22 protein-coding genes are annotated in these 25826 nt (G+C 42.7%); 15 read left to right on the forward strand and 7 right to left on the reverse strand.

Annotated elements, in window-relative coordinates:
* Positions 1–69: 69 nt before the first annotated feature.
* Positions 70–630 (reverse strand): hypothetical protein, encoded by a 561-nt coding sequence (locus C9I43_RS16885; RefSeq protein WP_107884688.1) that lies wholly within the window; start codon positions 628–630, stop codon positions 70–72.
* A gap of 105 nt (positions 631–735) precedes the next feature.
* Complete coding sequence (locus C9I43_RS16890) at positions 736–1527, reverse strand: hypothetical protein (protein ID WP_107884690.1); 792 nt, start codon at positions 1525–1527, stop codon at positions 736–738.
* Positions 1528–1796: 269 nt separating this feature from the next.
* Between C9I43_RS16890 and prlC the strand changes: the two genes are divergently transcribed.
* The gene (gene prlC, locus C9I43_RS16895; RefSeq protein ID WP_107884692.1) at positions 1797–3836 is read left to right on the forward strand and encodes an oligopeptidase A; all 2040 of its coding nucleotides are present in this window, start codon (positions 1797–1799) and stop codon (positions 3834–3836) included.
* 197 nt (positions 3837–4033) lie between these two features.
* Positions 4034–4564, forward strand: a complete 531-nt coding sequence (locus C9I43_RS16900) for a thioesterase family protein (protein ID WP_107884694.1) — start codon at positions 4034–4036, stop codon at positions 4562–4564.
* A gap of 20 nt (positions 4565–4584) precedes the next feature.
* Here the strand turns inward: C9I43_RS16900 and C9I43_RS16905 are convergent, their stop codons facing one another.
* On the reverse strand, positions 4585–5232 hold the full coding sequence (locus tag C9I43_RS16905; protein ID WP_107884696.1) for a glutathione S-transferase family protein: 648 nt from the start codon (positions 5230–5232) through the stop codon (positions 4585–4587).
* A 206-nt stretch (positions 5233–5438) separates the two neighbouring features.
* On the opposite strand from C9I43_RS16905, the gene C9I43_RS16910 reads away from it, so the two are divergent.
* Complete coding sequence (locus C9I43_RS16910; RefSeq protein ID WP_107885195.1) at positions 5439–6128, forward strand: DNA-3-methyladenine glycosylase I; 690 nt, start codon at positions 5439–5441, stop codon at positions 6126–6128.
* Between the two features lie 118 nt (positions 6129–6246).
* On the opposite strand, the gene C9I43_RS16915 is transcribed toward C9I43_RS16910, so the two are convergent.
* Positions 6247–6993, reverse strand: a complete 747-nt coding sequence (locus C9I43_RS16915) for a TorF family putative porin (protein ID WP_107885197.1) — start codon at positions 6991–6993, stop codon at positions 6247–6249.
* A gap of 878 nt (positions 6994–7871) precedes the next feature.
* Here C9I43_RS16915 and C9I43_RS16920 point away from each other — a divergent pair.
* The 4 genes from C9I43_RS16920 (at position 7872) to C9I43_RS16935 (ending at position 12927) form a co-directional block, all read left to right on the forward strand.
* On the forward strand, positions 7872–9017 hold the full coding sequence (locus C9I43_RS16920; protein WP_107884698.1) for an efflux RND transporter periplasmic adaptor subunit: 1146 nt from the start codon (positions 7872–7874) through the stop codon (positions 9015–9017).
* 9 nt (positions 9018–9026) lie between these two features.
* A complete protein-coding gene (locus C9I43_RS16925; RefSeq protein ID WP_107884700.1) occupies positions 9027–12161 on the forward strand; it encodes an efflux RND transporter permease subunit in 3135 nt (1044 codons plus the stop codon).
* A gap of 142 nt (positions 12162–12303) precedes the next feature.
* Positions 12304–12579 (forward strand): hypothetical protein, encoded by a 276-nt coding sequence (locus tag C9I43_RS16930; protein WP_107884702.1) that lies wholly within the window; start codon positions 12304–12306, stop codon positions 12577–12579.
* A 24-nt stretch (positions 12580–12603) separates the two neighbouring features.
* The gene (locus tag C9I43_RS16935; protein WP_076497313.1) at positions 12604–12927 is read left to right on the forward strand and encodes a hypothetical protein; all 324 of its coding nucleotides are present in this window, start codon (positions 12604–12606) and stop codon (positions 12925–12927) included.
* Positions 12928–12997: 70 nt separating this feature from the next.
* Here C9I43_RS16935 and C9I43_RS16940 read toward each other — a convergent pair whose 3' ends face one another.
* Positions 12998–14614, reverse strand: coding sequence for an AbgT family transporter (locus C9I43_RS16940; protein ID WP_107884704.1), 1617 nt, complete (start codon positions 14612–14614; stop codon positions 12998–13000).
* 553 nt (positions 14615–15167) lie between these two features.
* On the opposite strand from C9I43_RS16940, the gene C9I43_RS16945 reads away from it, so the two are divergent.
* From C9I43_RS16945 to C9I43_RS16955, 3 genes are read left to right on the forward strand one after another with little or no spacing between them, the layout of a single operon-like run.
* Positions 15168–15734, forward strand: coding sequence for a LemA family protein (locus tag C9I43_RS16945; RefSeq protein ID WP_107884706.1), 567 nt, complete (start codon positions 15168–15170; stop codon positions 15732–15734).
* Between the two features lie 48 nt (positions 15735–15782).
* Positions 15783–16820 carry a DUF3137 domain-containing protein gene (locus C9I43_RS16950; RefSeq protein WP_107884708.1) on the forward strand — a complete coding sequence of 346 codons (1038 nt, stop codon included), beginning with the start codon at positions 15783–15785 and terminating at the stop codon, positions 16818–16820.
* The gene (locus tag C9I43_RS16955) at positions 16820–17563 is read left to right on the forward strand and encodes a lytic transglycosylase domain-containing protein (RefSeq protein ID WP_107884710.1); all 744 of its coding nucleotides are present in this window, start codon (positions 16820–16822) and stop codon (positions 17561–17563) included. Before C9I43_RS16950 ends, C9I43_RS16955 begins: the two co-directional genes overlap by 1 nt.
* A 76-nt stretch (positions 17564–17639) precedes the next feature.
* Here the strand turns inward: C9I43_RS16955 and C9I43_RS16960 are convergent, their stop codons facing one another.
* On the reverse strand, positions 17640–18485 hold the full coding sequence (locus C9I43_RS16960) for a 23S rRNA (adenine(2030)-N(6))-methyltransferase RlmJ (protein WP_107885199.1): 846 nt from the start codon (positions 18483–18485) through the stop codon (positions 17640–17642).
* 163 nt (positions 18486–18648) lie between these two features.
* Here C9I43_RS16960 and C9I43_RS16965 point away from each other — a divergent pair, with 163 nt between their 5' ends.
* From C9I43_RS16965 to C9I43_RS16980, 4 genes are all read left to right on the forward strand, one after another.
* Entirely contained in the window at positions 18649–19398 is a 750-nt protein-coding gene (locus C9I43_RS16965) for a class I SAM-dependent methyltransferase (protein WP_107885201.1), read from the forward strand.
* 319 nt (positions 19399–19717) lie between these two features.
* Positions 19718–20266, forward strand: coding sequence for a TnsA endonuclease N-terminal domain-containing protein (locus tag C9I43_RS16970; protein ID WP_226060240.1), 549 nt, complete (start codon positions 19718–19720; stop codon positions 20264–20266).
* On the forward strand, positions 20263–22116 hold the full coding sequence (locus C9I43_RS16975) for a TnsB C-terminal domain-containing protein (protein WP_107884712.1): 1854 nt from the start codon (positions 20263–20265) through the stop codon (positions 22114–22116). Before C9I43_RS16970 ends, C9I43_RS16975 begins: the two co-directional genes overlap by 4 nt.
* Positions 22113–23135, forward strand: a complete 1023-nt coding sequence (locus tag C9I43_RS16980; protein WP_107884714.1) for a TniB family NTP-binding protein — start codon at positions 22113–22115, stop codon at positions 23133–23135. Before C9I43_RS16975 ends, C9I43_RS16980 begins: the two co-directional genes overlap by 4 nt.
* On the opposite strand, the gene C9I43_RS16985 is transcribed toward C9I43_RS16980, so the two are convergent.
* The gene (locus C9I43_RS16985) at positions 23117–24529 is read right to left on the reverse strand and encodes a DEAD/DEAH box helicase (RefSeq protein ID WP_107884716.1); all 1413 of its coding nucleotides are present in this window, start codon (positions 24527–24529) and stop codon (positions 23117–23119) included. The genes C9I43_RS16980 and C9I43_RS16985 overlap by 19 nt on opposite strands.
* 129 nt (positions 24530–24658) lie before the next feature.
* On the opposite strand from C9I43_RS16985, the gene C9I43_RS16990 reads away from it, so the two are divergent.
* Positions 24659–25818, forward strand: a protein-coding gene (locus tag C9I43_RS16990; protein WP_107884718.1) for an IS3 family transposase whose coding sequence is annotated in 2 segments (ribosomal slippage) — positions 24659–24920 and positions 24920–25818 — 1161 coding nt in all. Because the reading frame shifts where the segments join, the coding sequence is not laid out codon by codon here.
* Positions 25819–25826 lie beyond the last annotated feature (8 nt).

Genomic DNA, 25826 nt, shown 5'->3' on the forward strand with positions numbered 1-25826 from the left:
TGGTAACAGACCAGCCCATTAGGTTAGTTATGCACCTAGATATCAAAGATTTCCTGTTAAAGAGAGCGATCACTTCGTGTTTGTTTCGCGGCGATATTGGCAATTGGAATGATCGTTTTGGTCTGGCCCTTCGGCACCACATTTAAGGCATTGCCATTCCTTGTTACGGATGCTGGCTTCATCACTAACATGTTGCAAGTTATTGCTTTGTTTTCCGTTGAGTTGTGCTTCAAGTTGGCCAATACGCTGATCGAGCCAGCGACAGTTGGGATCGTTCGCAACGTGGTTACGACTGGCGAGTTGTTGTTTACGGTTAAGTTTCTTTGCTTTAGAGGTTTTAACAGACTGAGTTGTTTTGGTTTTTGATGGATTGATAGGGACGGTCACTGGAGTGGAATACTCTAATGCACTCTGTGTTTGGTGGGGAATATTTATCGGTTGTCCATGGCTGTCGAGCAAGGTACCTAAAGGTAAAGGTTCGGTTTTTTTCAGTTTAGATAAAGATGTTACACTAGGCTCGGATTCAGGTTCGGATACCAGCTGTGCACTTACGGGAATTATGCTCTGCATAAACAGCATCATTAATGCCATAAGCACAATACGAATAAAATAAAGTTGATGCGCTAACATTCCCTGTCCCTCAGCATAATTGGATATAAACGGTAAAGTCGCTCCGTCGACATTTTGAGTTTAGTGAGTGGAATGTCGTCTTGCCAAATTTAGTGTCTAAATTAACTAAAACGTCATTGCAAAGTGGATGCCTGCATAAGTTTGATCCTGCGAGCTCGTATCGCCATTGGCCGCAGCTTCTTGTTCAATATCCCCTTGGGCAATGCTATGGCTAATATGGCCGCTGACACTCATGTTGGGTGATAATTGATAATTGCTTTCGAGACCAAACTGCAGGTTGTTCTTACCATTGTGCTCAGCTGTTCGGTATTTAAAATCAAACCCTTGGGTGATGTAGGGCGTGAGACTCAAATGGTCGGTAATATTCCAAAAACTGTGTAGACTCATTTCCACAAAATAGCCGTTAGCTTCGGTCGAATAAACATAATTTATTGATGGAATTAACCAAGGTGTGGCGGTGTAGGCGAGTTCAGCGAATAGCTCATTATCTTGGCAGCGACTACTGCCGTAGCCTTCAATGCGTTGATATCCCAGATTCGCTTCGAGATTTTCGGCCAAGTTAAATCCATATTCAAGGCCAAGATTCCACTCGGTATAGACTTGGCTATCGCCACGACCAACTAATGCGTAGCTGGTCAAGTTGCCATATTGGACTGATGTATTCAGCCAATAAATACCGCCATTTTGTAAGTTATCGCGGCCCTGTGAGATATATTGACTGTCCCAACCTAAATCGATTGTTACCGCCAAAGGTTCAGTCATCTCGCTGGGCATTAAATTGTATGATTTACTCTCGATGTGTTCTAAGTTCTCATTGGCGAATGCACTGTGGCTAAGGCTATTGATGCCTAAAATACAGAGGATGCTTGCCATCATTTTTGCTGAGTGTATTACCATATTTTTATAGATTTAGGTCGAGTGTATTTATACAGCAGAGAATAACTCTCTAATGATTAAACGTTAATGCGAATTGATTCCATTTGCGATCTGGTTTGCAACAATGCTTAAGTAAATTAAGCGTAAATAAAAAGTGCGAACCAACTCGCATTTTTCCGAATAAAAAATCGCTAGGTAAAGATTATCGAAGTGGGCAATCGGTTTTCTCGCCTTGATAAATGGGACATTAGCCCTTATTTATACCCTATACAGATTGTTGAGGAATCATTATGAGTAACCCTTTGCTTAGCGGCGCAAAATTACCGCTTTTTTCACAAATTAAACCGGAGCATATTCAAGTCGCTGTTGAGCATGCTATTGCTCAGTCTCGCGCTAAGATTGATGAGGTATTACAACATCAAGGGCCTTTTACTTGGGACAATTTAGTCGCGCCACTCGAACAGGTTGACGATGAACTGAGCCAAATTTGGTCACCTATTTCTCACATGAATTCAGTCACTAGCACAGATGAATGGCGCACTGCCCACGATGCTTGCTTGCCATTATTGTCAGAGTACGGCACTTATGTTGGTCAGCATCAAGGTTTATATGAAGCCTATAAAGCCCTACGTGCATCGGATCAATTTGCACAATTGAGCCAAGCGCAGCAGAAAGTGATTGAGCACAGCCTGCGCGATTTTGAACTCTCAGGGATTGGTTTAGATGACGGGCAAAAAGTGCGTTATGGCGAAATTGTAAAACGTCTGTCTGAGCTTACCAGTGGCTTTTCAAATCAATTATTAGATGCGACCCAAGCTTGGACTAAATTAATCACCGATGAAACTGAACTAGCAGGTTTACCCGATTCAGCTAAAGCTGCTGCTAAGGCAATGGCGCAGACGCGTGAGTTAACAGGTTGGTTATTTACCTTAGATTTCCCTTCATATTTACCCGTTATGACCTACAGCGAAAACCGCAGTCTTCGGGAAGAGTGCTACCGCGCTTTTGTCACCCGCGCCTCCGATCAAGGTCCTAATGCCGGTGAATTCGATAACAGCCCGTTAATGGACGAAATTTTAGCGCTGCGCCATGAACTCGCGCAGCTACTAGGCTTTGACAGTTTTGCTGATAAATCTCTGGCGACTAAAATGGCCGAAACGCCAGCGCAGGTAATGGCATTTTTAAATGAATTAGCACTGCGCTCAAAGGATCAAGCTAAAGCTGAACTGGTTGAGTTAAGAGCTTTTGCCGAGGCTGAATATGGCGTGACTGAGATGGCATCTTGGGACTTAAGTTTCTACGCCGAGAAGCTACAGCAGCATAAGTATGAGATTTCACAGGAAATTCTGCGCCCCTATTTCCCAGAAGATAAAGTGCTCTCGGGATTGTTCTACACAGTATCGCGTTTGTTTGGCCTTAAAATCGTTGAGCAAACAGAGTTTGATCGTTGGCATAAAGATGTTCGTTTCTTCGATATTTTTGATGAAACAGGTGAACACAGAGGCAGTTTCTACCTCGACTTATATGCTCGCACCGGTAAACGTGGCGGTGCTTGGATGGATGATTGCCGTGTGCGCCGTCAAACTGCCCATGGTTTACAAAAGCCAGTGGCTTATTTGACCTGTAACTTTAATGGTCCGGTCGATGGTAAACCTGCGTTGTTTACCCACGATGAAGTGACGACCCTATTTCACGAGTTTGGCCACGGTATCCACCATATGCTGACCAAAATCGATGTTGCTGGCGTGTCGGGTATCAACGGTGTGCCTTGGGATGCGGTCGAATTACCAAGCCAATTTATGGAAAACTGGTGCTGGCAGGAAGAAGCGTTAGCTGAAATTTCTGGCCACTTCGAAACGGGCGAGCCATTACCTAAAGCATTGTTAGATAAAATGTTGGCGGCGAAAAACTTCCAATCTGGTATGACGATGCTGCGTCAACTTGAGTTCTCGTTGTTTGATTTTAGAATGCACCATGAATACGATCCTGTTAAGGGGGCGCGCATTCAAGAAACCTTAGATGAAGTGCGTCGTCAGGTGGCCGTATTAACACCACCAGACTTTAACCGTTTCCAACATGGTTTTGCCCACATTTTTGCGGGCGGTTATGCCGCAGGATATTACAGCTATAAATGGGCCGAAGTGCTGTCGGCGGATGCGTTTTCGCGCTTTGAGGATGAAGGTATTTTCAATCCTGAAACCGGTCGTCGTTTCTTGCATAATATCCTCGAAATGGGCGGCTCAGCTGAACCTATGGACTTATTCAAGCAGTTTATGGGGCGTGAGCCAAATATCGATGCTCTGTTAAGACACTCAGGCATTGCTGCATAAACAGGCTAGATAAGTCATTGTTAGTCAATCATATCAACATATTTAATCCGTTAATTATGTTGATGTAATGAGCTCAAAATAATCTGAGTTACACAGTAAGAAGGCGCCTGATAGCGCCTTTTTTGTGACCTAGATCTCGCTTGCCCTGTGGTATGACCTCTGTTAGCCTGTGGCTCTTATTTCAAGGGTGACTGGCTATGAATCTGTATTTTCGTTTGTTTTGGTTATTATTTTGGCGTATGCGCCACTGCCGTGAGATCGACTTTCTCGGCACCAGTCGCATCACTTATCGTGCTTTGCCGAGCGATTGTGATATCAATTTTCATTTGACTAACTCCCGTTATCCCGCCTTTATGGATCTCGCGCGGACTTATATGTTGGCTGAGATGGGTTTGCTAAAGCGCTTTATAAAGTTGAAGTGGATGCCAATCGTCAATGCCGCCGAATTTACCTATATTCGTGATATTAAGCCTTTTCAACAGTTTGAGATTGAAACCAAGGTTGTCGGTTGGGATGAGAAATATTTCTATATTGAACAGCGCTTCGTAAGTGAGCGTGGCCTGCATTGTATCGTGCATGTGCGTGGAGTGTTTGTGTGTAAGCGTAAGCAAATACCGCTGGATGTACTCGTGAAAGAGGCGGGGTATAACGAACCCGCGCCTGAGTTGCCACCCGAAGTAATTAAGTGGAAGGCATTTTTACAGTTAAAGAAAGAGCGTAACATTTGATTTTACAGAGGCATGCTCGCCTAGGGGATGCCTCTTTTCTCTCTATTATCCTCCTGCTCAATCAATAGTATTTCCTCCTGTACTAACATCCAAGCCCCGCGCAGTTGTGCTTGTTGCCAATAGCGTACTACTTGGTCAAAATCTAACAGGTTTAAATTTTTAAAAGCATAGTTTAAACATGGTATTAGAGCGCAGTCAGCGAGTGTAAAACTGTCGCCACAGATCCAATGATGCAGTGCGAGTTGTGCATCTAAGTGTTGAAATTGTAATAGTAATTGCTTCTCTATTTTCTTAATTTCAAATTCGTTACTGTTGTCGATATCTTTCATTTTTTCTAATTGAAGTAATGGGTTACTAATATCATTATCGATAATGCGATCAAATAGTCTGACCTGTAAATTATGCATTGGCTCCGTAGGTAGAAGTTGGGTACTGCTATAAAAATGCCTGTCTAAGTATTCAATAATAATGCTGGATTCGGGGATTAGCTGTTCATCTTGGGTTTTAAGTAAAGGCACTCTTGCTTGTGGATACAGTTGATAGAATTTTTGGCGTGAGAACGGATCGCGTAAATCGACAGTTATGGCGTCAAAGTTGGCCTGCTTCTCATAAAGTGCAATTAGTACCTTTTGCGAATAGCGTGATAAAGGGTGATAAAAAAACTCCATAGATACAGGCTCCAAAACCAGTCTTTTTTTGATTTCACGCTTTAACTTTAGTCGTAATTGAGGCGTTTGTTATAAGAGTTTGTTTTAAAAATGCTCGAGAGAATCCCATTTTTGTAATGAGGCTAAATGATCTATTGGGGATTAAAATCGGTATTATTAATGCTGTATTTAAAGTGTCAGAATTTAATCAGTTTAAAGGTAGTTATATGAATCAGTTAGAGCGTTTCTCATCCATTTATGCCAGAGCCAGTGATCGCAAAGGTGGTTCCGCTGGGCTCGAAGCTTTGCTGTCAGGTTGTTTAACTGATGATGAGATCCGCCGGTATCGTGATGCCGAGTTATTGTCTGCGATGAGTCGACAGGTATTTCAAAGTGGTTTTGTGTGGCGGGTAGTTGTTAACAAATGGCCTGAGTATGAGAAGTCTTTTTTTGGATTTGAACCACACAAGGTATTGATGTTATCACCTGAGCAAATTCAAACTCGCGCGAGTGATGCAACTTTAATTCGTCATTTAAAAAAGACCCAAGCTATTTATGATAATGCGTTAATGATCCACGATATTGCGCGTGATCATGGCAGTTTAGCGCAGCTAATTGCCGATTGGCCAACGCAAGATATTATCGGTTTATGGGCATTGTTAAAGAAACGCGGTACGCGATTAGGTGGTAATACGGGGCCATATTTTTTGCGCGGTATTGGGAAAGATACTTTCTTGTTAACCGATGATGTAAAGGGGTATTTTAAAACACATAAGCTCGTGGATGCTGGCTTTACATCACAGACTGCACTTAAACAAGTACAAGCGGTGTTTAATCAGTGGCAACAGCAGTCAGGTCGTTGTTTGGCCGATATTAGCCGCATATTGGCTTGTAGCGTGGGTGATAATCGGATTTAGTGTAATACGCCTGATGTTAATGCAAACTGACCAGCCGATGGCTGGTCAAAGCTTTATGTATCAAATGATTATACGCTTGTTGAGACGTTGTATCCTAGACAGGCTAACCGCGCTAATCTTAAAAGCTTTTGCTTATGCTAACTACAAATCTGTCATCGAAGATTTCAGTCTGAGTGCCATAAACTTTATGATCGTTATTAACTGTGCTGCCGTGGTAACGAACATCAAAACTCAGTCCGTAGAACTCTTTGCTAAGACCTAGGTTCCAGTGCCCCCAACCTTCGGCACCTTCACCGCTTAAATCTTGGTAACCGACAGAACCCGACATTTTTACACCATTGGTGAAGTGATAACTTGGGTGCAGCGCGTAGTTTACGCCTTGCCAGCCATCTACCCCAAACCAGTCATCAAGTGTTGGGGTTACTTCTAATTGTAAATTAGCACTGCCAAACTGCTTACCGACTTTTAGCCAGAGTTCGGTGTAATTTGAATAGGATGCACCTGGATAAAGGTATGAAAACAACATGACATCATAGGTGAAGCCAGAGTTGCCAAATTCGCCCGCTTTACCGACAAAGGGAGCGGTGACGATTTCTAAATTGGGATCGGCAAATTTAATGTTGGAACTAAACACCCCAGCATACCAGCCTTCATTGTGGCTCCAGCTCAAAGTGCCTTGTACTGCGGGGATATCACCATCTAAAGTTTCAGATTCACCACGAAATACATAATCGGAGGTAAAATTGAGTTTACCATTAATCGTGCCACCCAAGAGTTGATTATCATCAGCTGCTTGAGCATTTATGGCAAAGGTAAGTAATGCTCCGCTGAGCAGGAGTGTGGTGCGAGTTGTCATGGTTATCATCTCAACATTATGTTTAATCAAGGGAGTTGTTAGCGCACCTTTATCATAAAAGTAAGTTGTGAATAGCGGTGTTACTGAGGATGAACCAATCACGAAAAGATATGAATAAATATGAAAAATCAGTTTTAGCCTTAGAGTTAATAGGTTTGTGAACAATTGCCTGCATTATAGAAGTCTTATTTGTGGGAGTCTTAGTCTCATTTTATGAGGCACTAATTTGGCTTTGCTATTTGATCCGCTTTGGATGAATCACTAAGATATCCCGCTCAGTAATATTTGTACTGATTCGATTGCTGTAGATTGATGATGTAAAGTTGTCATTAAACGCAGGAAAGTACTTGATATGATGCACAGCACTCATTCGCGCTCTATTTATAATTAAGCTATAAACGGTATGAGCTTTTTCTGCTAATATCTTATGTAAATCTGCTGTTTTTAACGGTTAAACCAATTAAAAATAGATTATAAAGACTATTTATAAGGCTGTTCTTGTCATCTAAATAAATGATTATGAGAAATATGCTCACATTATGTCGAAGAGAATTCATTTGATTCACGGTTAAGCCATTAGTAACCGATTTACAGTGTATGCATAGGTTACAAATTCAACATGTGGAGTCGGCCGATTAATTTTTTATGGCACACTCTGCTAACAAAATGACTCATCTTTAATAGACTTTTTAAATCGAATAACAATTCGTTGAGTTGAGCCATACCTGAACAGTGAAAATTTTTATTAGTTTACAATTTAGTTTCGTTATCTCCCTTGTTGCTCCCAATAGACTATGAGATAAATAACGGATTTAGTTACCATTACCGCTCGTGTCAGCGCAATAAGTGTACTGGTATGTGGGCAGTTAATATTTGAAGGAGTTCTCATGCGGCAGACAATTAAACTTGCCTCAGTTATAAGCGTAGCGTTATGGATGGCAGCTTGCAGCCCTCAGGAAGATAAAGCTCCGGCGAGTGCGGGTCCACAGAGTACGGAAGTGGGAATCCTTAATGTTGTTGCCCAGACTCAAGCGATTCTGGTGGAGTTACCTGGCCGTAGTAAGGCTTTTCTTGAGGCGGAAGTTCGACCACAGGTTAGCGGTATCATTACTAAACGTAGCTTTATCGAAGGGAGTAACGTGAAACAAGGTGATTCACTTTATCAAATCGACTCCGCAACCTATAAAGCCGCTCTAGTGAGCGCTAATGCAGATTTAGCTAGAGCAAACGCGAGTTTGGCCTCAGCAAAAGCAAAAGCAGCTCGCTATAAGCAGTTAGTCAAAACTAACGCTATCAGTCAGCAAGATTTTGATGACGCAGAAGCGGCATATAAAGAAGCCTTAGCGGGTGTAACTGTTGCGGAAGCTGCCATTAATACCGCAAAAATCAATTTGCAATATACCGAAGTGCTAGCGCCTATCTCTGGGCGTATTGGTAAATCAAGTGTTACTGCAGGTGCGTTAGTTACCGCAAATCAAAGCCAAACGCTGGCGACGATTCAGCAGCTTGATCCTATCAATGTGGATATCGCTCAATCGAGCGCACAGTTACTACGCCTTAAAGCTAAATTGAAGCAAGGTAAGCTGCAAGCATCTGATAATGCTGATGTGCAATTATTACTCGAAGACGGCACACAATACAGTCATCCAGGTAAGTTGCAGTTTGCTGAAGTGAGTGTTGATCAAAATACAGGTTCGGTTATTTTGCGTGCAGAGTTTCCTAATCCTGAAGGTATTTTATTACCTGGTATGTATGTGCGCGCTATGTTGAATGCGGGCACCGATCCACAGGCCATTTTAGTACCACAAAAAGCGATCTCTCGTAACTCTAAGGGCGATGCTGTGGCTATGGTGGTTAATGAGCAAGGTATAGTTGAAGCGAGAACTGTGACAACTGCGGAAGTCATCGATAATCAGTGGCGCGTGACTTCGGGTTTAGTAGTTGGTGACAAGCTGATTGTGGAAGGATTACAAAAAATTCGTCCCGGCGCTCCAGTAACTACCAAAGTTATTTCTGAAACGAAAGCACAATAGGGCATAGCTATGGCACGTTTTTTTATTGATCGCCCCATCTTTGCATGGGTGATCGCTTTGATGATTATGCTGGCGGGGATCCTCTCGATCCGCTCGTTGCCGGTATCCCAATATCCAAGTATTGCCCCCCCAACCGTGGTAATCACTGCTAACTATCCCGGTGCGTCTGCAAAAATTGTAGAAGACTCAGTGACTCAGGTAATTGAGCAACGGATGAAAGGGATTGACCACCTGCGTTATATTGCCTCAACCAGTGATAGTTTTGGTAATGCAGAGATCAAGCTAACGTTTAATGCGGAGGCGGATCCTGATATTGCACAGGTTCAAGTGCAAAATAAGTTACAGGGTGCTATGACCCTGTTACCGCAAGAAGTGCAGTCTCAAGGCGTTAACGTTAACAAATCGAGTTCAGGCTTCCTAATGGTTTTGGCCTTTGTATCGTCTGATGGTTCGTTAGATAAAGGCGATATTGCTGACTACGTTGGTGCAAACATTCAAGACCCTATGAGCCGTGTTGCGGGTGTAGGTGAAATTCAGCTGTTTGGTGCCCAGTACGCGATGCGCATATGGCTAGATCCGCTGAAATTAACCCAATATAATTTAACCAGCTTAGATGTCATGTCGGCAATTCGTTCGCAGAATGCTCAGGTATCAGCGGGACAATTAGGTGGTTCGCCATCATTGCCTGGCCAAGAGTTAAACGCGACCGTATCGGCTCAAAGCCGATTACAAACACCTGAACAGTTTCGCAAGATTATCCTTAAATCAGATACGTCAGGCGCAAACGTCTATTTAAGTGATGTAGCACGTGTTGAGTTAGGTTCTGAAAGTTATGCAGTAGTGTCGTTGTATAACGGTAAACCTGCAGCAGGATTAGCAATTAAGCTCGCAACGGGCGCTAACGCGTTAGACACGGCTGCTGCGGTACGTGAAAAAGTTGCCGAGTTGAAGCCGTTCTTCCCGCAGGGACTAGATGTTGTTTATCCATATGATACAACGCCTTTCGTTGAGCAATCGATTGAAGGTGTGGTGCATACTCTGCTTGAAGCGATTGTACTGGTGTTTATCATCATGTACCTGTTCCTGCAAAATTTCCGCGCAACGCTGATCCCGACTATTGCAGTACCTGTTGTACTCTTAGGTACCTTTGCGATTCTGTCGATAACTGGTTTTTCGATTAATACCTTAACCATGTTTGCTATGGTGCTTGCTATCGGTCTGTTGGTGGATGATGCGATTGTGGTGGTGGAAAACGTCGAACGGGTGATGGCAGAAGAAGGCTTGAGTCCACTTGAGGCCACCCGTAAATCGATGGATCAAATCACCGGAGCTTTAGTGGGTATTGGTCTGACGTTGTCGGCCGTATTTGTCCCTATGGCATTTATGTCGGGTTCAACGGGTGTGATTTATCGTCAATTCTCGATCACTATTGTCTCTGCAATGGCGCTTTCGGTACTGGTCGCAGTGGTGTTAACACCGGCACTGTGTGCGACTATGCTTAAACCGCTTAAAAAGGGCCATGGTCATATTGAAACTGGGTTCTTCGGTTGGTTTAACCGCACATTTGACAACTTAACTAACCGTTATGAATCTAGCGTTGCAAGTATCATTAAGCGCGGTTTTAGAGTAATGGCGATTTATGTGGTGCTAGTTATTGCCGTAGGTTGGATTTTTATCCGCATGCCTACCGCATTCTTGCCCGATGAAGACCAAGGTATTTTGTTTACCCAAGCGATTTTGCCGACTAACTCTACGCAAGAAAGCACGTTAAAAGTATTGGAAAAAGTCTCTGATCATTTTATGGCTGAAGAGGGCGTAAACTCAGTGTTTAGCGTGGCGGGCTTTAGTTTTGCCGGTCAAGGGCAAAACATGGGTCTAGCTTTCGTTGGCCTTAAAGATTGGTCTGAGCGTTCAGAGCCTGGGATGGATGTTCAGTCTATCGCTGGTCGCGCCATGGGTGCATTTAGCCAGATGAAAGATGCCTTAGTCTTCGCTTTCGTGCCGCCAGCAGTAATCGAATTAGGTACTGCTAACGGTTTCGATATGTACCTGCAGGATAAGAACGGCCAAGGTCACGATAAGTTACTGGCGGCACGTAATCAGCTGCTCGGTATGGCGGCGCAGAATCCTAATTTGGTTGGCGTACGTCCTAACGGTCAAGAAGATGCACCAATCTATCAGCTACACGTTGATCACGCTAAGCTGAGTGCATTAGGTATTGAAATTGCCAGTGTCAACAGCGTGCTCGCTACGGCTTGGGGTGGTTCTTATGTGAACGACTTTATTGACCGTGGCCGGGTGAAAAAAGTGTATGTGCAAGGTGATGCGCAATATCGGATGCAACCAGGCGACATAGATAAGTGGTACGTACGCAATAATAGCGGTGACATGGTACCTTTCTCTGCCTTCGCAACAGGGGCATGGGAATATGGTTCTCCACGTTTAGAACGCTTCGATGGTTTACCAGCGATGAACATTCAAGGGGCAACCGCACCAGGGTTCAGTACGGGTGCTGCGATGACTATTATGGAAGATTTGGTAAAGCAGTTACCGCCAGGCTTTGGTATTGAGTGGAATGGCTTGTCGTACGAAGAACGTCTGTCGGGTAACCAAGCGCCAGCTCTGTATGCGCTATCTATCTTAGTGGTCTTTTTAGTATTGGCAGCACTTTATGAGAGCTGGTCAGTCCCGTTTGCCGTTGTGCTTGTGGTTCCGCTCGGGATTATCGGCGCATTGATAGCGATGAATGGTCGCGGGCTACCCAATGACGTGTTCTTCCAAGTAGGGTTGTTAACTACGGTGGGCTTAGCAACCAAGAACGCCATCTTGATTGTAGAGTTTGCTAAAGAGTTCTACGAGAAAGGCTCTGGCTTGGTCGAGGCAACGTTACACGCGGTTCGTGTGCGTTTACGTCCTATCTTAATGACGTCTCTCGCCTTTGGCCTTGGTGTTGTGCCATTAGCCATTAGCTCGGGTGTGGGTTCTGGTAGCCAAAATGCCATCGGTACTGCGGTACTTGGTGGTATGTTGAGCTCGACTTTCTTAGGTATTTTCTTTGTACCATTATTCTTTGTGATAGTGGAGCGCATCTTCAGTAAGCGCGAGAAGAAAGGTCAAGAAGAGAAACCAACCCCAACAGAATAAGCTTAGTTTTCTCTACACTAAAGCCCTGCAATAGCAGGGCTTTTTGTTATTTACATATGAGCGTATCAGTATAAATAACGATATTGATAGTCAGTCAGCTGTGGCATATTAGATTTAGGTCATCATTACTGACAGGGAAAATATGCACGATTCTACGTTGGAATTACAAGAATTAGATGCGCGAATCGCTAAGGGTAAGTTGCACAGTATTTTAGTTGTTGGTGTACTTTATTGGGGCATGCTGACATCGCTTATCGTCGCTTTGATAAATTATTTTATATGGGACGATTCATTTGGGGTAGAACTGCAAAAAGCACTCTGTATTTACCCCATTTGTGGTATTTTATTTGGTTGGTCTGCGTGGGTGCAGATTAATCACAGACGAGATAAACTGCGCGCGAATATCAGCAATCGTTAGCGTAAAAGCGAGTATAGGAGTGACATGGTATTTTCGTGGGGTAATCTTGCAACTAAGCAACTTATCGTAGGAATGGTATGCCATATCATAGCACTGGCTATTTTGGCTTATGGTGTTTATACGTTTTATTGGCTTGAGCTTATTCTGCCTGAGTTAACCCGTTGCGTCGGTGGCGCGGTATTATTTGTGGCTATGGGGTTAGCGCCTAAGCTGTTTTTTATGCCTGTCAGCCAGATAGTGTCACAAGCCGAGAACACGACAGAAAAATCTGCATTGCAGACCTATGTGTTTAATCTAGGTATTTTTTTGATGATTTGCAGCCTGTTGATGGAATGGTTATACGATTAGAATCGACCTGATAAAGTAAGGGCGTCGACTTCATCATCGTCGCCCTTTTTATTACGATTTTTATGTGTATCTAAGGTGTATAGTAAGTCGCTGCGCCTGGTCCTACTGGTAGGCCAAAACCAAATACCCATAGGAAGAAAAACGCTGTCCAGCCTACAAAAAACACTAAAGTGTACGGCAACATAGTCGCAATCAGTGTGCCGATACCTAGGTTCTTTTGGTAATGGCAAGCCACCGCTAAAATTAAACCGAAGTAACTCATCATAGGTGTGATTAAGTTAGTCACTGAATCTCCAATACGGTATGCCGCTTGAATTGTTTCGGGCGCATAACCCACCAGCATCAGCATAGGTACAAAAATCGGTGCCGTAATAGCCCATTGAGCCGAGGCGCTGCCCAGCATTAGGTTGATAAAGCCGCAGAGCACAATAAAAAATAGAAATACGATTGGGCCAGTAAGTCCAATAGATTGCAGGCCATCAGCGCCTAATACAGCTAGCACCGCGCCTAAATTACTCCAGTTGAAGAAGGCAACAAACTGCGCTGCAAAGAACACTAGCACAATATACATTCCCATAGTGCTCATACTGTGGGACATGGCATTAATGACATCTTTATCATTTTTAATACTGCCCACAATTTTACCGTAAATAAAACCCGGAATAGCAAAGCAGATAAAGATAAAGGCGACTATCCCCTTAAGGAATGGTGAGCCTGATATAAGTCCTGTTTCTGGATGTCGCAGTGGTGCACCTTCTGGTACGACTGAAAGTGCTAAGATGGCAGTGAGCACTAACATAGACAATCCTGCCCATTTTAGGCCGCGTATTTCAATGGCACTGACACTTTCCATCGATTGCAGTACGGTTTCATCCGCATCATCATCTTGATATTTACCTAACTTAGGCTCGACAATTTTCTCGGTGACAAAGGCGCCAAGAAAAGTGATTACAAAAGTTGAGACAAACATGAAGTACCAGTTTACTTCTGGGCCGACGTTATAATCAGGATCTATCATACGTGCGGCAACTTCGGTAATACCCGATAATAAAGGATCGACAGTACCCAGTAACAAGTTGGCACTATAGCCGCCAGAAACCCCAGCAAATGCGGCAGCTAAACCCGCGAGAGGATGACGGCCAAGAGAATGAAAAATCATTGCCGCCATAGGGATCAATACGACATAACCAAGTTCCGCTGCCGTGTTAGACATAATGCCAGCAAACACTGTGGTTACAGTGACCAATCGCTTTGAAGCGCCTATGACCAAGGTGCGCATGGCTGCAGATAATAAGCCAGAACGCTCAGCAATCCCAACGCCCAGTAGTGCCACCAGCACAGTACCGAGCGGTGTAAAACCGGTAAAATTAGTCACAAGATTCGAGACAATCATCCGTAAGCCTTCAGCATTCATCAGGCTTACAACATGGATTAAACCGTCGGCGCTACGACCGTGAGATCCTATGGGCCTAGGATCGATAACGGTCAGTCCAAAGTAGCCAGCAATACCTGAAGCAATAATGACTGCGATACAGAAAAGTGCAAATAGGGTGATTGGATGTGGCAGTAGATTACCTAAGCGTTCGACAACATTGAGCAAGCGTACAAACCAACCACTGGCGCTGATATCACTATGTTGTGGGCCTGAAGCTTTTTTATTGGTGATATCACTGGAGTTAACACTCATTATCTTTCCTTTATATCGACCTTGACGCAGTGCTATTCCCTTGACTCTAAATACGCCATTAGCCAATAAGACCGCAGAGAGATGATTGCGGATATAGAATGCTGGATAAACATCAAGGTGAAAGTTAAAAAATTAGCCAAGAAGTATGATTGTTAAGGTTTAATTGAAACTTAAATGTTGCGATTGGTTTTGCGGAAGTGATGAGGCAAAAATAGTATAAAAAAAATGGACTCTCGGAGAGTCCAGTATTCACGAGCAAAATTGGATGCCCTAATGTTGTGCCATATCACTATAGTCGTTATTTGCTGTATCGGAGCTGAATATCGTTAAATTTATATTTTGATTACGCTTTTTTAATCGTCAGGATCACTATTTGTTGTCGTCCCAGTTACGGCATTTAGTGGGGATATTGGATGCTAAATAGCCGTAATCCCCTCATCAGCTCTGACCAGCACAGCATTTGATCGTCTTAATCTGTACTGTAGGTGAAATTTCCACTCATTTATGATTAGCTGTATTCTGCTAATAAGAATAAGAAACCTAAGGATGGAAGATGGAAAAATTATTATTGGGATTAACGCTGATTTTTATCGTGGCCTATCTTTGGTACGTCAGCCTAGTCAAAAAGCGTAATACCGCGCTCGAAGCTCTATCGGGTATTGATGTGCAGTTAGCCAAGCGTGCTGATCTTGTGCCTAATATTCTAAAAATAGCCAAACGATTTATGGATCATGAAAAATCGCTGCTAACTGAAATCACCGAATTACGAACTCAACTGAGCAGCAGCTATACCAAGACCGATCCTAAGGCGGTTAAAGAGCACTTAGCTCAGGCTGAACGGTTGAATGATAAAATGGGCACATTGATGGTCAATGTAGAAAACTATCCTGAGCTCAAGTCCGACAACACTATGCTGCAGGCGATGCAGACCTATAACGAGGTCGAGGCCCATATTTCCGCTGCGAGGCGTTTTTATAATTCGGCGGTTTCTGAGCTAAACACTGCCGTCGAAATTTTCCCCGGTTCTATCATCGCTTCTATGGCGAACATTAAAGTAATGCCATTTTATGAAGTCAGTGAGTCGGCAAAAGCGCCCGTTGATGCAGCCGAATATTTGTAACTTTATCGCGACGGGTGATTGATCACCCTGCAATACGATGACATCAATATGAATATATTAACTTTTATTTTAGGTGTCCCGATTCGCGCTGTTCGCGGCCCGGTAAGTTTGTCAGCAGATTTAGAGGCTTTGCCTCAGCTACAAGCGTATTACGATAAAAATATCGCCCCCATCAGTCGCAAATATGAAACTCAACGCGTGGCCTGCCTTAAGGCTGCGCGCAAACGCTTGTATTTGAGCTTTATAATAGTGCTTGGGCTCACCTTGCTCACTGTTATTGGCTATCGCAGCGGAGCGGCTTATTTTCCTCCTTTGCCATTGCTTGCGTTACTTGGATTGGGTTGGTGGAGTTTTTCCCCAGTTCGCGATTTTAAACAGTCGGTGCAACAATATGTTTATCCACTGATGTTTAAATATTTTGGTGATGATTTTGTTTATAACCGCGAAATGCGTCTCGACATGAATCGGTTAGTTGCGGCTAAGGTATTGCCACATTTTGATAAAGTACGCTTTGGCAACTATATTCAAGGCTGCTATCAAGGCGTTGACTTGATGATTAATGAGCTGACCTTGACTAAAAAAGTGACAGTTGAAACGCAGGGTATCAATAGCAATAAACGAAGAACCGTTACGCGCACTCACACCCTATTTCGCGGCTTAGTGGTTGAGCTGAGTAGCCATAAGGCGTTTACCGGCCACACAGTAGTGCTGCGAGACCGTGGCGGGTTAGTTAACTTTGTATCCGATAACTATGCAGGGCTGACACGAGTAAAGCTTGAAGATCCGCAATTTGAAAAAGAGTTTGATGTGTTTTCAACGGATCAAGTGGAGTCACGTTACTTGCTAAACACGGCATTTATGGAACGCTTACAGCAACTTGCCAAACATTTTGGCAGGGATATCCAATGTGCTTTTTTTCGTAATAAGCTAATGATGTTTTTACCGAATCGCAGTATCCATTTTAATATGCAGTCTATTTTCAATGGGGCGACTTTTTCCGCTGAATTTAGTCAGATAAACCGCGAGATGAAACAACTCTTTGCTATTATTGAAGTACTTAAACTTAACCAGCATACGGGACTCTGATGTTGCCTATTCGTTCACCACTTACCCGTAGATGGACTGTAGCATCTTGTTTATCGTCTCGCAGCCTAGTCGCGCTGGGCTTGAGTTTACTACTATTACCAAGTGCTTATGCGCAAGAGGCTAGCGAGAACTCAAAACCACGTATTGTTGCGCGTTACTCCGATAATGGTATCGTCAGCCGTGAAGGCCTAGAGAAACTTAAGATTTACCAATATCAGCAAACTAATGGTGTCACTGTCTTTACCGACAAAGCTCCCGTTAATAGCACCTATCAAATCTTACTCTATGACTGTTTTGCCTGCCGCCCAGACTCAACCATTGATTGGAATGGTATCCGTCTATTTACAGCTAATTATGATGCAGTTATCACCCATGCAGCGCATAAACATCAGCTTGACCCCGCCCTAATCCGCGCAGTGATCCATGCCGAGTCTGCTTTTAATGCGCGTGCCGTTTCGCGTACCGGTGCGATGGGCTTAATGCAATTGATGCCAAACACAGCCAAAGAGATGGGCGTGGCAAATGCTTTTTTGCCTGAAGAAAATATTTTAGGGGGCAGTCGATATTTGGCACAAATGCTAAAACAGTTTAACGGTGATGTGGCATTGGCTTGTGCCGCCTACAATGCGGGGCCGACAACGGTAGTGCAGTACAATGGCATTCCACCTTATCCTGAAACTCAAGCCTATGTTGAGCGAGTAAAGATTTTATTGAAACGTTATCGTGAGCAGGCGGGGGCTTAACGGCTGGATATTAGATCCTAAATAGCAGGTTAATGGCAGCTAAAATTTAATTTTTTGCTGCCATTAAAATAGAGCGTTATTCGCCCACTTCCCATTTCACAGTAATGTTACCGCCAGCTTGTCCGAGTGTCTTACCTAAGTAATCCATTAACTCAGTTGCAATTTCATCTAACTGCCAAGGCGGGTTGATGACCCATAAGCCAGCTGCTGTCATACCAAACTCATCAGAATCGGGCTTGATTGCTTGTTCTATGCGTAGTTGGCGTTTAATACCACTGTTAGCAAGGCGCGATAACATGCCCTCGGTTTGAGCACGATTCACGACTGGATACCATAATAGGAAAACCCCAGTGGCAAAGCGTTTGTGCGCTTTTATCAGTGTTTCGGCCACATCTTGATAGTCGGTTTTCATCTCATAACTTGGATCAACCAGTACCAAAGCGCGGCGCTCTAGTGGCGGCACTGCGGCGATAAGACCTTGTAAACCATCACCATTAAGTACTTTAACTTGTCTATCTTCGCAAAAGTAATCGTCCAGTAACACATAATCAGTGCTGTGCAGCTCGTGTAGCACCATGCGATCTTTAGGCCCTAATTCCATGTCTATAATGGCGGGCGAACCCGGGTAGAAGTTGAGTTCATCAGGGTTTTCTTCATTAAAATGACGCACTGCGGCGACATAGTCCTGCAGCGATTGCGGCAAATCCGTTTTATCCCAAAGCTTAGCTACGCCTTCGAGGTATTCACCGGTTTTTTGTGCAAATTCATCGCTTAAAGCATAACCACCTGCACCCGCATGGGTATCGATATACACAAGTGGTTTGTCTTTCTTGTGCATCAGCTGAAAGGTTTGAAGCAAGATGGCGTGTTTCAACACATCGGCATAATTGCCTGCGTGATAACCATGGCGGTAACTTAACATGGAATCTTCCAAGGTGAGTGGTGCAGGTGGAATACCCGCATTCATAAGGGCAATTATAGGGATAATAGTCCTTAGGGTAAATTGGCCAAGCCAAGACAGTATTCAGCTAAGATTGCTTTTGGCATAATGACCGCAGTTTTTAATTGTATAAACAGTGGTCCCTTTGCCTATTCCAGTCTTTTTCAATCAGCAATACCCGACACTTGTGGAGATTTGTGTGCGTTGGCAACTTGTCTATGATGCGAATGCTCCCTTCGAATTGCGTTTTGAATCAAATACCTTATCACTGTATAAACGTGATGAACCTAAGCTCGATGGCATAGTGGTCGATTTTGTCACTGGCGCCGTAGCGCATCGACGTAAATTTGGTGGTGGTCGTGGGCAATCGATCGCTAAAGCGGTGGGATTAAAGCAAGGCGTCACGCCGAGTGTGGTTGATGGTACTGCAGGTTTAGGGCGCGATGCCTTCGTGCTTGCGAGCCTAGGTTGTACAGTCACTATGGTTGAGCGTCATCCTGTGGTTGCGGCATTGCTTGAAGATGGTCTGCGCCGCGCCTATCAAGATGCCGAAATCGGTGATTGGATGCGTGAGCGGATGCGTTTGTTCCCTGGTTCTAGCCTAGAAGCACTCGCGAAACTGGAGCAAGACGTTGACGTGGTTTATCTTGATCCTATGTATCCACACCGTGATAAATCGGCCTTAGTGAAAAAGGAAATGCGTGTATTTCAATCCTTAGTTGGCGCCGATTTAGATGCTGATGGCCTGCTTGCGCCAGCGCTCGCTTTAGCAACTAAGCGTGTGGTGGTTAAGCGTCCCGATTATGCTGAAGATTTAGACGGCGTGAAGCCTAATACCGTTATTAAAACTAAGAAAAACCGTTTCGATGTGTATGTAAAAGCTGCGATGAAATAACAATCACCCAAGTATAAATACTTACGTATAAGCACTTGTCGCTGAACCCATACACTGACATAATGTACCCATAGTCTGACAAAATTAACTCATTCAATGACATAAAAATGGCTTTTGTAATCATGTTACAAAAGCCATTTTCTTTAATATTAGTATGTTGAACAATTAATAACCCATAGGTTGACAATAAACTGCATGTCAGTATGCTAAATGTACATTATTCGTTCGAATTATACTTATGTATATAAGAAGCTTACGTAAACCATCACCGAACAAAAACGTATTTAAATTCGCTAGCGCAAAAGTTAGCGAAACGATAATGTGTGAAAGTTCATTGGAGTTTGATGCGTGCTTTCATCATGAATACAATGATTGTATAGAGGTGTTTGGTAGCCAGCCTGAAGGGTTCTATTACGCTTTTGAGGGCAAAAGATTGCCCTATACTCCTGATGCGATAATTCAGTTTTTTGATGGGACAGTAAAGTTCCATGAATATAAACCTTATAGTAAAACATTCGATCCAATCTTTAGGGCTAGATTTCTAGCAAAGAAAGCGGCTGCTCAGTCTTTAGGTGCAGATCTTATCTTGGTCACTGAACGTCAAATCCGTGTAAACCCGATTCTAAATAATCTTAAAATTTTGCATCGATATTCGGGAGTTTACGGCTTGAGCGACATTCAAGTTGAACTGCTCAATCTTATAAAAAAAACAGGAAAAATTAGTGTTAACGATGTGGCTGCAAAGCAATCATTAGCATTAGGGGAAATCCGTTCACACTTGTATTCCCTTATGCATAAAGGATTGGTTAAGGCGAACTTAAGCCAGGATGATCTTGGTTGTAATCCAGCGGTATGGTGCATTGAATGATGGATTTTGAGGATGAATTTAGTGAGTCTGAATTAGTTAAAAAACCAGATACCCCGATTCAATATGTGAAGTTAGAAGATACAGCATTAGTCAAAAGAGACTTAGATACCTTCCCTGAATTTTTAAGAGACAATGCGTTAAACAAATATCAACTCATTGTCTTCATAGACAAAAAAATTTCTGGTGGATGGACTCAAAAAAATCTAGATCCAATTCTTGATGTTCTTTTTACTACAGCCATGGACAAGCGGCCTAACTGGCGAACGTTAGTCCGTTGGCGTAAAAGCTACATTGAAAGTGATGGTGACCTTGCATCATTAGTCGTTAAGCGACACAAAATGGGTAATAGAACAAGTCGAGTTAAGGGGGATGAAGTTTTTTTTGAGCAAGCACTAACTCGTTTTCTAGATGCCAAAAGACCTAGAGTATCTACAGCATATCAATACTATAGAGACGCTATCACAATTGAAAATGAGAGCATTGTTGATGGACAAATTCCTATCATTTCTTATAAAAGCTTTAACCAAAGAATAAAGTCATTACCTCCTTATCCTGTTGCAGTAGCGCGGCATGGTAAATTTAAAGCAGATCAATGGTTTGCATATTGCTCATCCCATATTCCCCCAACGCGAATATTAGAACGGGTAGAAATCGATCACACTCCACTAGATCTAATCCTGATTGACGATGAATTATCTATCCCAATTGGTAGACCTTATTTAACTTTGATTGTTGATGTTTTCAGCGGTTGTGTTTTGGGATTTCACTTAAGCTATCGGTCGCCTTCATATGTTTCAGCTGCCAAGGCAATCGTACATGCAATAAAACCTAAATCACTTGAAGGTCTTGATATAGAGCTTCAAAATGAGTGGCCTTGCTATGGTAAATTTGAAAACCTAGTTGTGGATAACGGAGCTGAATTTTGGTCGAAAAGTTTAGAGCATGCCTGTAAAGAGGCAGGAATAAACATTCAATATAACCCAGTTCGTAAACCTTGGTTAAAGCCTTTTGTAGAACGTTTTTTCGGGATGATTAACGAATGCTTTTTAGCCGAAATGCCAGGTAAAACCTTCTCGAATATCCTAGCAAAAGAAGACTATAAACCGGAAAAAGACGCCATTATGCGCTTTTCTACTTTTGTTGAAGAATTCCATCGCTGGGTTGTTGATATTTATCATCAAGATTCAAACTCACGTGAAACACGAATTCCTATAAAACAGTGGCAGCGTGGCTTTGATATTTACCCGCCACTAAAGATGAGTGCAGAGGACGAACAACGGTTTACTGTGCTGATGGGTATTTCAGATGAGCGAACATTAACCAGAAATGGTTTCAAATTTGAAGAGTTAATGTATGACTCTACTGCTTTGGCCGATTACAGAAAGCATTACCCACAAACCAAAGAAACCATCAAAAAAATCATTAAAGTCGACCCTGATGATCTATCGAGTATCCATGTTTACCTCGAGGAATTAGGCGGTTATCTTAAAGTCCCCTGTACTGATAATAGTGATTATACCCACGGTTTGAGCCTTCATGAGCATAAAGTGATTAAGAAAATTAATCGTGAGATTATTCGAGAAGGGAAGGATGATTTGGGATTAGCTAAAGCGCGTATGGCTATTCATGCTCGAGTTAAACAAGAGCAAGAAGCATTTATAGCATCCAAAACCAAAGCAAAAATTACAGCGGTTAAGAAACAGGCTCAGTTGGCTGATGTGAGTAGCACAGGCCAAAATACGATAAAAATGAAAAGTGATGATCAGAGCTTACTTTTACCTAATAAATCAGCAGCTAAACAAATCCATATTTTCGAAAACTGGGACGACGATTTAGAGGCTTTTGAATGAAGACATTAAGTCCTACTCAAATTGAACAACTGGGTAAATTTAGCGACTGTATTGTCATGCATCCTCAGTTGATAACCATTTTCAATGATTTTGATGAACTAAGGTTTAATCGAACTTTTCAATCAGATCAGCAATGTATGCTCTTAACGGGAGATACCGGAGTAGGCAAAAGCCATCTAATTAACCACTATAAAAAACAAGTATTAGCTAGCCAGAATTACGGACGTGAATCTATACCAGTTCTAGTTAGTCGTATATCTAGTGGCAAAGGATTAGATGCAACACTAACTCAGATGTTGATGGATCTTGAACTGTTTGGAAGCCATCAAAGAAAGAAGCATGGCTATGCCACTGACTTGAGGAAAAAACTGGTCGATAACTTGGTTAAAGCCAAAGTTGAGCTGCTTATCATTAATGAGTTTCAAGAATTAATCGAGTTCAAAACAGTTCAAGAGAGACAGCTGATTGCAAATGCGTTCAAGTATATAAGTGAAGAAGCCAGAGTTCCTATTGTGTTAGTCGGTATGCCTTGGGCCGAACAAATTGCAGAAGAACCACAGTGGTCATCTCGCTTAGTGAGAAGAAGAAAACTTGAATATTTTAGTCTTCAAAAAGACAGCAAGTATTACCGCCAATATCTGATGGGTTTAGCTAAGTACATGCCCTTTGAGGAGCCTCCCAAGCTGGAAGATAAACATGTGGCAATTCCCTTATTTGCAGCCTGTAGAGGTGAAAATAGGATTCTAAAACACTTTCTTTTAGAAGCATTGAAGAATGCGCTACTCGCAGGTGCTAACACGCTAGAAAATCAACATTTTGCGGACGCTTATACAACACTTTTCAATCGAACATCAGGGACTGTCTCAAATAATCCATTTACTCAACCAATAGAGGATATTCTGATTTCTGAAGTTTTTGAGCATTCTAGGTATAACTCAAATGCATTGTCAGCAGAAGAAATGCTGATTGCTAGAGTATTTTCTAAACCACAAACCTTGGCTCAGCTACTGAGTAAATAATTATCAAACATTCTGACGATTTGCTCTTTATATGAACCTAGCAATGCCAAATTGTAAGAGTTCTCTTCGTCAATGGCTGACTTATGTGAAGCGCTAGCACGCCCATTAGTATTGGATAATGAAAAACCTGACAGATCTACATGTAACTTATTACCTATATTCCCTTGGGTAGCCTCACTCGATGTTAATTGCGGTAACTCTAGGTCTAAATCCTGTGATCCAGTCTGCTCGATAACCACAGATTGCTCCGGTAAATCTTGGTCAATTCTATAAGCAAACTCTGTCAGGCTTGATTCTGCTAACGTGAATAACCAAGCTTGTTGAGCCTCATTTGAATTAACCCTTAATATTCGACCTAGCACTTGTCGGTAATGCATTTCAGTTTTTATTCGGCTCAAATGACAACATACTTGCAGCCGAGGGATATCAGTACCTTCAGAAATCATCCCTACACTAACAATCCACTGGGTGTGACTTTGTCGAAATCCATCAATAATACAGGAAGGATGCTTTGAGTTAGATGTCACGATACACGCACTTTGTTTAAGATCAGAGACAAGTATTTGGAGTAATCGTTTCGCATGCTTAATTGATGCCGCGACAACTAAACCGCCGGCATTCGGGTTACTCAGGCGTATTTCAGCTAATTTTTTAACGCTTTGATTCAACATATAATGCATTATTTGATGATGATTTATTAACGCTTGATAACTGTATCTTGGGCCTAACAAGAGCTCAGCTATAGATGCAAATGTCTCAATCTCTTGATCAATTTCTAGTTTGATTTTGTTGTTATCAATTAAAACGATATTAGGCTGACGACAGACGTTATCCGCAATTGCCTGCTTTAATCCATAGCTAAAATCACAGTGGATTGTATTATCTGGTTCAGTGAATCGTGAAAGCACAATAGGGGCCTTGTCTGAGCGCCAAGGTGTACCAGAAAGCGCTAACGTATATGCCGCATGATATTGAATGTTTAGTAGTACCTCTTCTCCCCATGCATTGGCATTACTAAGAAGATTGCCCTTTAGATGATGAACTTCATCCATGATCACAAACACTTTATGTGTTCGTAAGAGCTGCCAAAACGCCTCAGTTAAGGAGGGCATGAACTGATAGGTATAGACATTACCAATTGCACCCATTAGCCCGTCAAATCGCTTGTTCAGACGCTTTGAAAAGGTTGAGCGAATGCTGTCATTCACCTCTGATGATGGAGAGAAGCACAGCACAAAATCAATTTTCCCCATAGCAATCAGTCTTGCAGCTAGTTCTGCAGCCATAATAGTTTTACCCGCACCTGGCGTGGCTAAACACATAAAGTGACTTTGAGTTTGGTATCGTACCAACGCCGCATCAACGCATTGGCTTTGCCATTGTCTTAACTTCACCGTCATAGGCCTTTGAGGTCGTTAAGGCATGACTCTACAGCTTTAATCTTCCCCATCAATGTTGTAATGGTCTAATGAAACTGTAGAGATTTATAGCTTAAAATAAGCCAAATCTTAAAGGTATTTATTATGATTAGAAAATCGAAAGTCACTGTCAGCCCGCTGCAAAAATTAGAATATGCCAAGCTGATGGTCGAACAGGGTTACACCAACAAGCAAATTGAAGATATGTCTGGTGCAGGTAAATCTGCGGTGTCTCGATGGAAAATCCAGTACCAGGCTGAATTAGCGGGTAAAACCCCAGAAAATGCCAAAGCATTCACTGAAGAACAACGAAAAATTCAACTCTTAGAAGCTCAACTAAAACAAGCAATGAGGGATAATGACATCCTAAAAAAGGCTGCAGCTTTCTTCATTCGAGACAATCAAAACTTAAAATGATCCGCGAAGTAAAGAAAGCAAATCTAGGCTTTAGAATGAGTGAGTTGTGCCGAGTATTCGAGCTCAGTTGCAGTAGTTTATATTACAAACCGATCCCCCAAAGCGCTGAAAAGCAGGCACGGATACAATTAGTAGAACAAGCGTTCTCTGACTCAAATTCGACGTATGGTAAACGTCGAATACAGGCAGACTTAGTCGATTTAGATTGTAAGGTAGGGGTTTACGCTATTGCTAGCATAATGAAAAGTATGGGGTTAATAGCGATTAGGCCAAAGAAAAAGCATTACTATCCTAACTCAGGTGATGAGCAAGTTTACGCACCTAATTTGCTCAAGCGGCAGTTTAACCCTACGACGTATAATACTCATTGGGTGGGTGATATTACCTACATAAAATCCCATCAAGGGTGGAGTTATTTAGCTTGTGTGCTTGATTTAGGCACCAAAGAAATTGTTGGGTATGCCTTATCAAGCCAACCCAATGCAGCGTTAGCGACAGCGGCCTTAAATAACGCGCTACAACGCCAGAGGCCAAATACACAGGCGTTGATGTTTCACTCTGACCAAGGTTGCCAGTACTCGGCTAAGGTGTTCAGAGAAAAGCTAAGGGGCTTAGGTATTGAACAAAGTATGAGTCGTAGAGGAAATTGTTGGGATAATGCGGTGATGGAACGATTTTTTAGGAGCTTAAAGACTGAACGATTAAACCATTTAGCCTTTATCAATCACAGCTCTGTAGTGAGCGTGGTTGAGCAATATATCCAGTTTTACAATTACAAACGTAGGCATTCAGCAATAGATTATAAGACGCCACATCAAAAATATAATGAGTTAAAAAAAGCGGCTTAACATCCCTC

Origin of the sequence: Shewanella morhuae (assembly GCF_003028295.1) — a bacterium.
In the GTDB taxonomy this organism is placed as follows: domain Bacteria; phylum Pseudomonadota; class Gammaproteobacteria; order Enterobacterales; family Shewanellaceae; genus Shewanella; species Shewanella morhuae.

What these genes read in the sequence shown, in the direction of transcription:
- C9I43_RS16945 (WP_107884706.1), top strand. Translation starts at nt 15,168, where the DNA reads ATGGAAAAATTATTATTGGGATTAACGCTGATTTTTATCGTGGCCTAT.
- C9I43_RS16935 (WP_076497313.1), top strand. Translation starts at nt 12,604, where the DNA reads ATGGTATTTTCGTGGGGTAATCTTGCAACTAAGCAACTTATCGTAGGA.
- C9I43_RS16975 (WP_107884712.1), top strand. Translation starts at nt 20,263, where the DNA reads ATGATGGATTTTGAGGATGAATTTAGTGAGTCTGAATTAGTTAAAAAA.
- C9I43_RS16955 (WP_107884710.1), top strand. Translation starts at nt 16,820, where the DNA reads ATGTTGCCTATTCGTTCACCACTTACCCGTAGATGGACTGTAGCATCT.
- C9I43_RS16885 (WP_107884688.1), bottom strand. Translation starts at nt 630, where the DNA reads ATGTTAGCGCATCAACTTTATTTTATTCGTATTGTGCTTATGGCATTA.
- C9I43_RS16970 (WP_226060240.1), top strand. Translation starts at nt 19,718, where the DNA reads ATGTGTGAAAGTTCATTGGAGTTTGATGCGTGCTTTCATCATGAATAC.
- C9I43_RS16890 (WP_107884690.1), bottom strand. Translation starts at nt 1,527, where the DNA reads ATGGTAATACACTCAGCAAAAATGATGGCAAGCATCCTCTGTATTTTA.
- C9I43_RS16910 (WP_107885195.1), top strand. Translation starts at nt 5,439, where the DNA reads ATGAATCAGTTAGAGCGTTTCTCATCCATTTATGCCAGAGCCAGTGAT.
- C9I43_RS16900 (WP_107884694.1), top strand. Translation starts at nt 4,034, where the DNA reads ATGAATCTGTATTTTCGTTTGTTTTGGTTATTATTTTGGCGTATGCGC.
- C9I43_RS16915 (WP_107885197.1), bottom strand. Translation starts at nt 6,993, where the DNA reads ATGATAACCATGACAACTCGCACCACACTCCTGCTCAGCGGAGCATTA.
- C9I43_RS16960 (WP_107885199.1), bottom strand. Translation starts at nt 18,485, where the DNA reads ATGTTAAGTTACCGCCATGGTTATCACGCAGGCAATTATGCCGATGTG.
- C9I43_RS16925 (WP_107884700.1), top strand. Translation starts at nt 9,027, where the DNA reads ATGGCACGTTTTTTTATTGATCGCCCCATCTTTGCATGGGTGATCGCT.
- C9I43_RS16930 (WP_107884702.1), top strand. Translation starts at nt 12,304, where the DNA reads ATGCACGATTCTACGTTGGAATTACAAGAATTAGATGCGCGAATCGCT.
- C9I43_RS16940 (WP_107884704.1), bottom strand. Translation starts at nt 14,614, where the DNA reads ATGAGTGTTAACTCCAGTGATATCACCAATAAAAAAGCTTCAGGCCCA.
- C9I43_RS16920 (WP_107884698.1), top strand. Translation starts at nt 7,872, where the DNA reads ATGCGGCAGACAATTAAACTTGCCTCAGTTATAAGCGTAGCGTTATGG.
- C9I43_RS16980 (WP_107884714.1), top strand. Translation starts at nt 22,113, where the DNA reads ATGAAGACATTAAGTCCTACTCAAATTGAACAACTGGGTAAATTTAGC.
- C9I43_RS16905 (WP_107884696.1), bottom strand. Translation starts at nt 5,232, where the DNA reads ATGGAGTTTTTTTATCACCCTTTATCACGCTATTCGCAAAAGGTACTA.
- C9I43_RS16950 (WP_107884708.1), top strand. Translation starts at nt 15,783, where the DNA reads ATGAATATATTAACTTTTATTTTAGGTGTCCCGATTCGCGCTGTTCGC.
- prlC (WP_107884692.1), top strand. Translation starts at nt 1,797, where the DNA reads ATGAGTAACCCTTTGCTTAGCGGCGCAAAATTACCGCTTTTTTCACAA.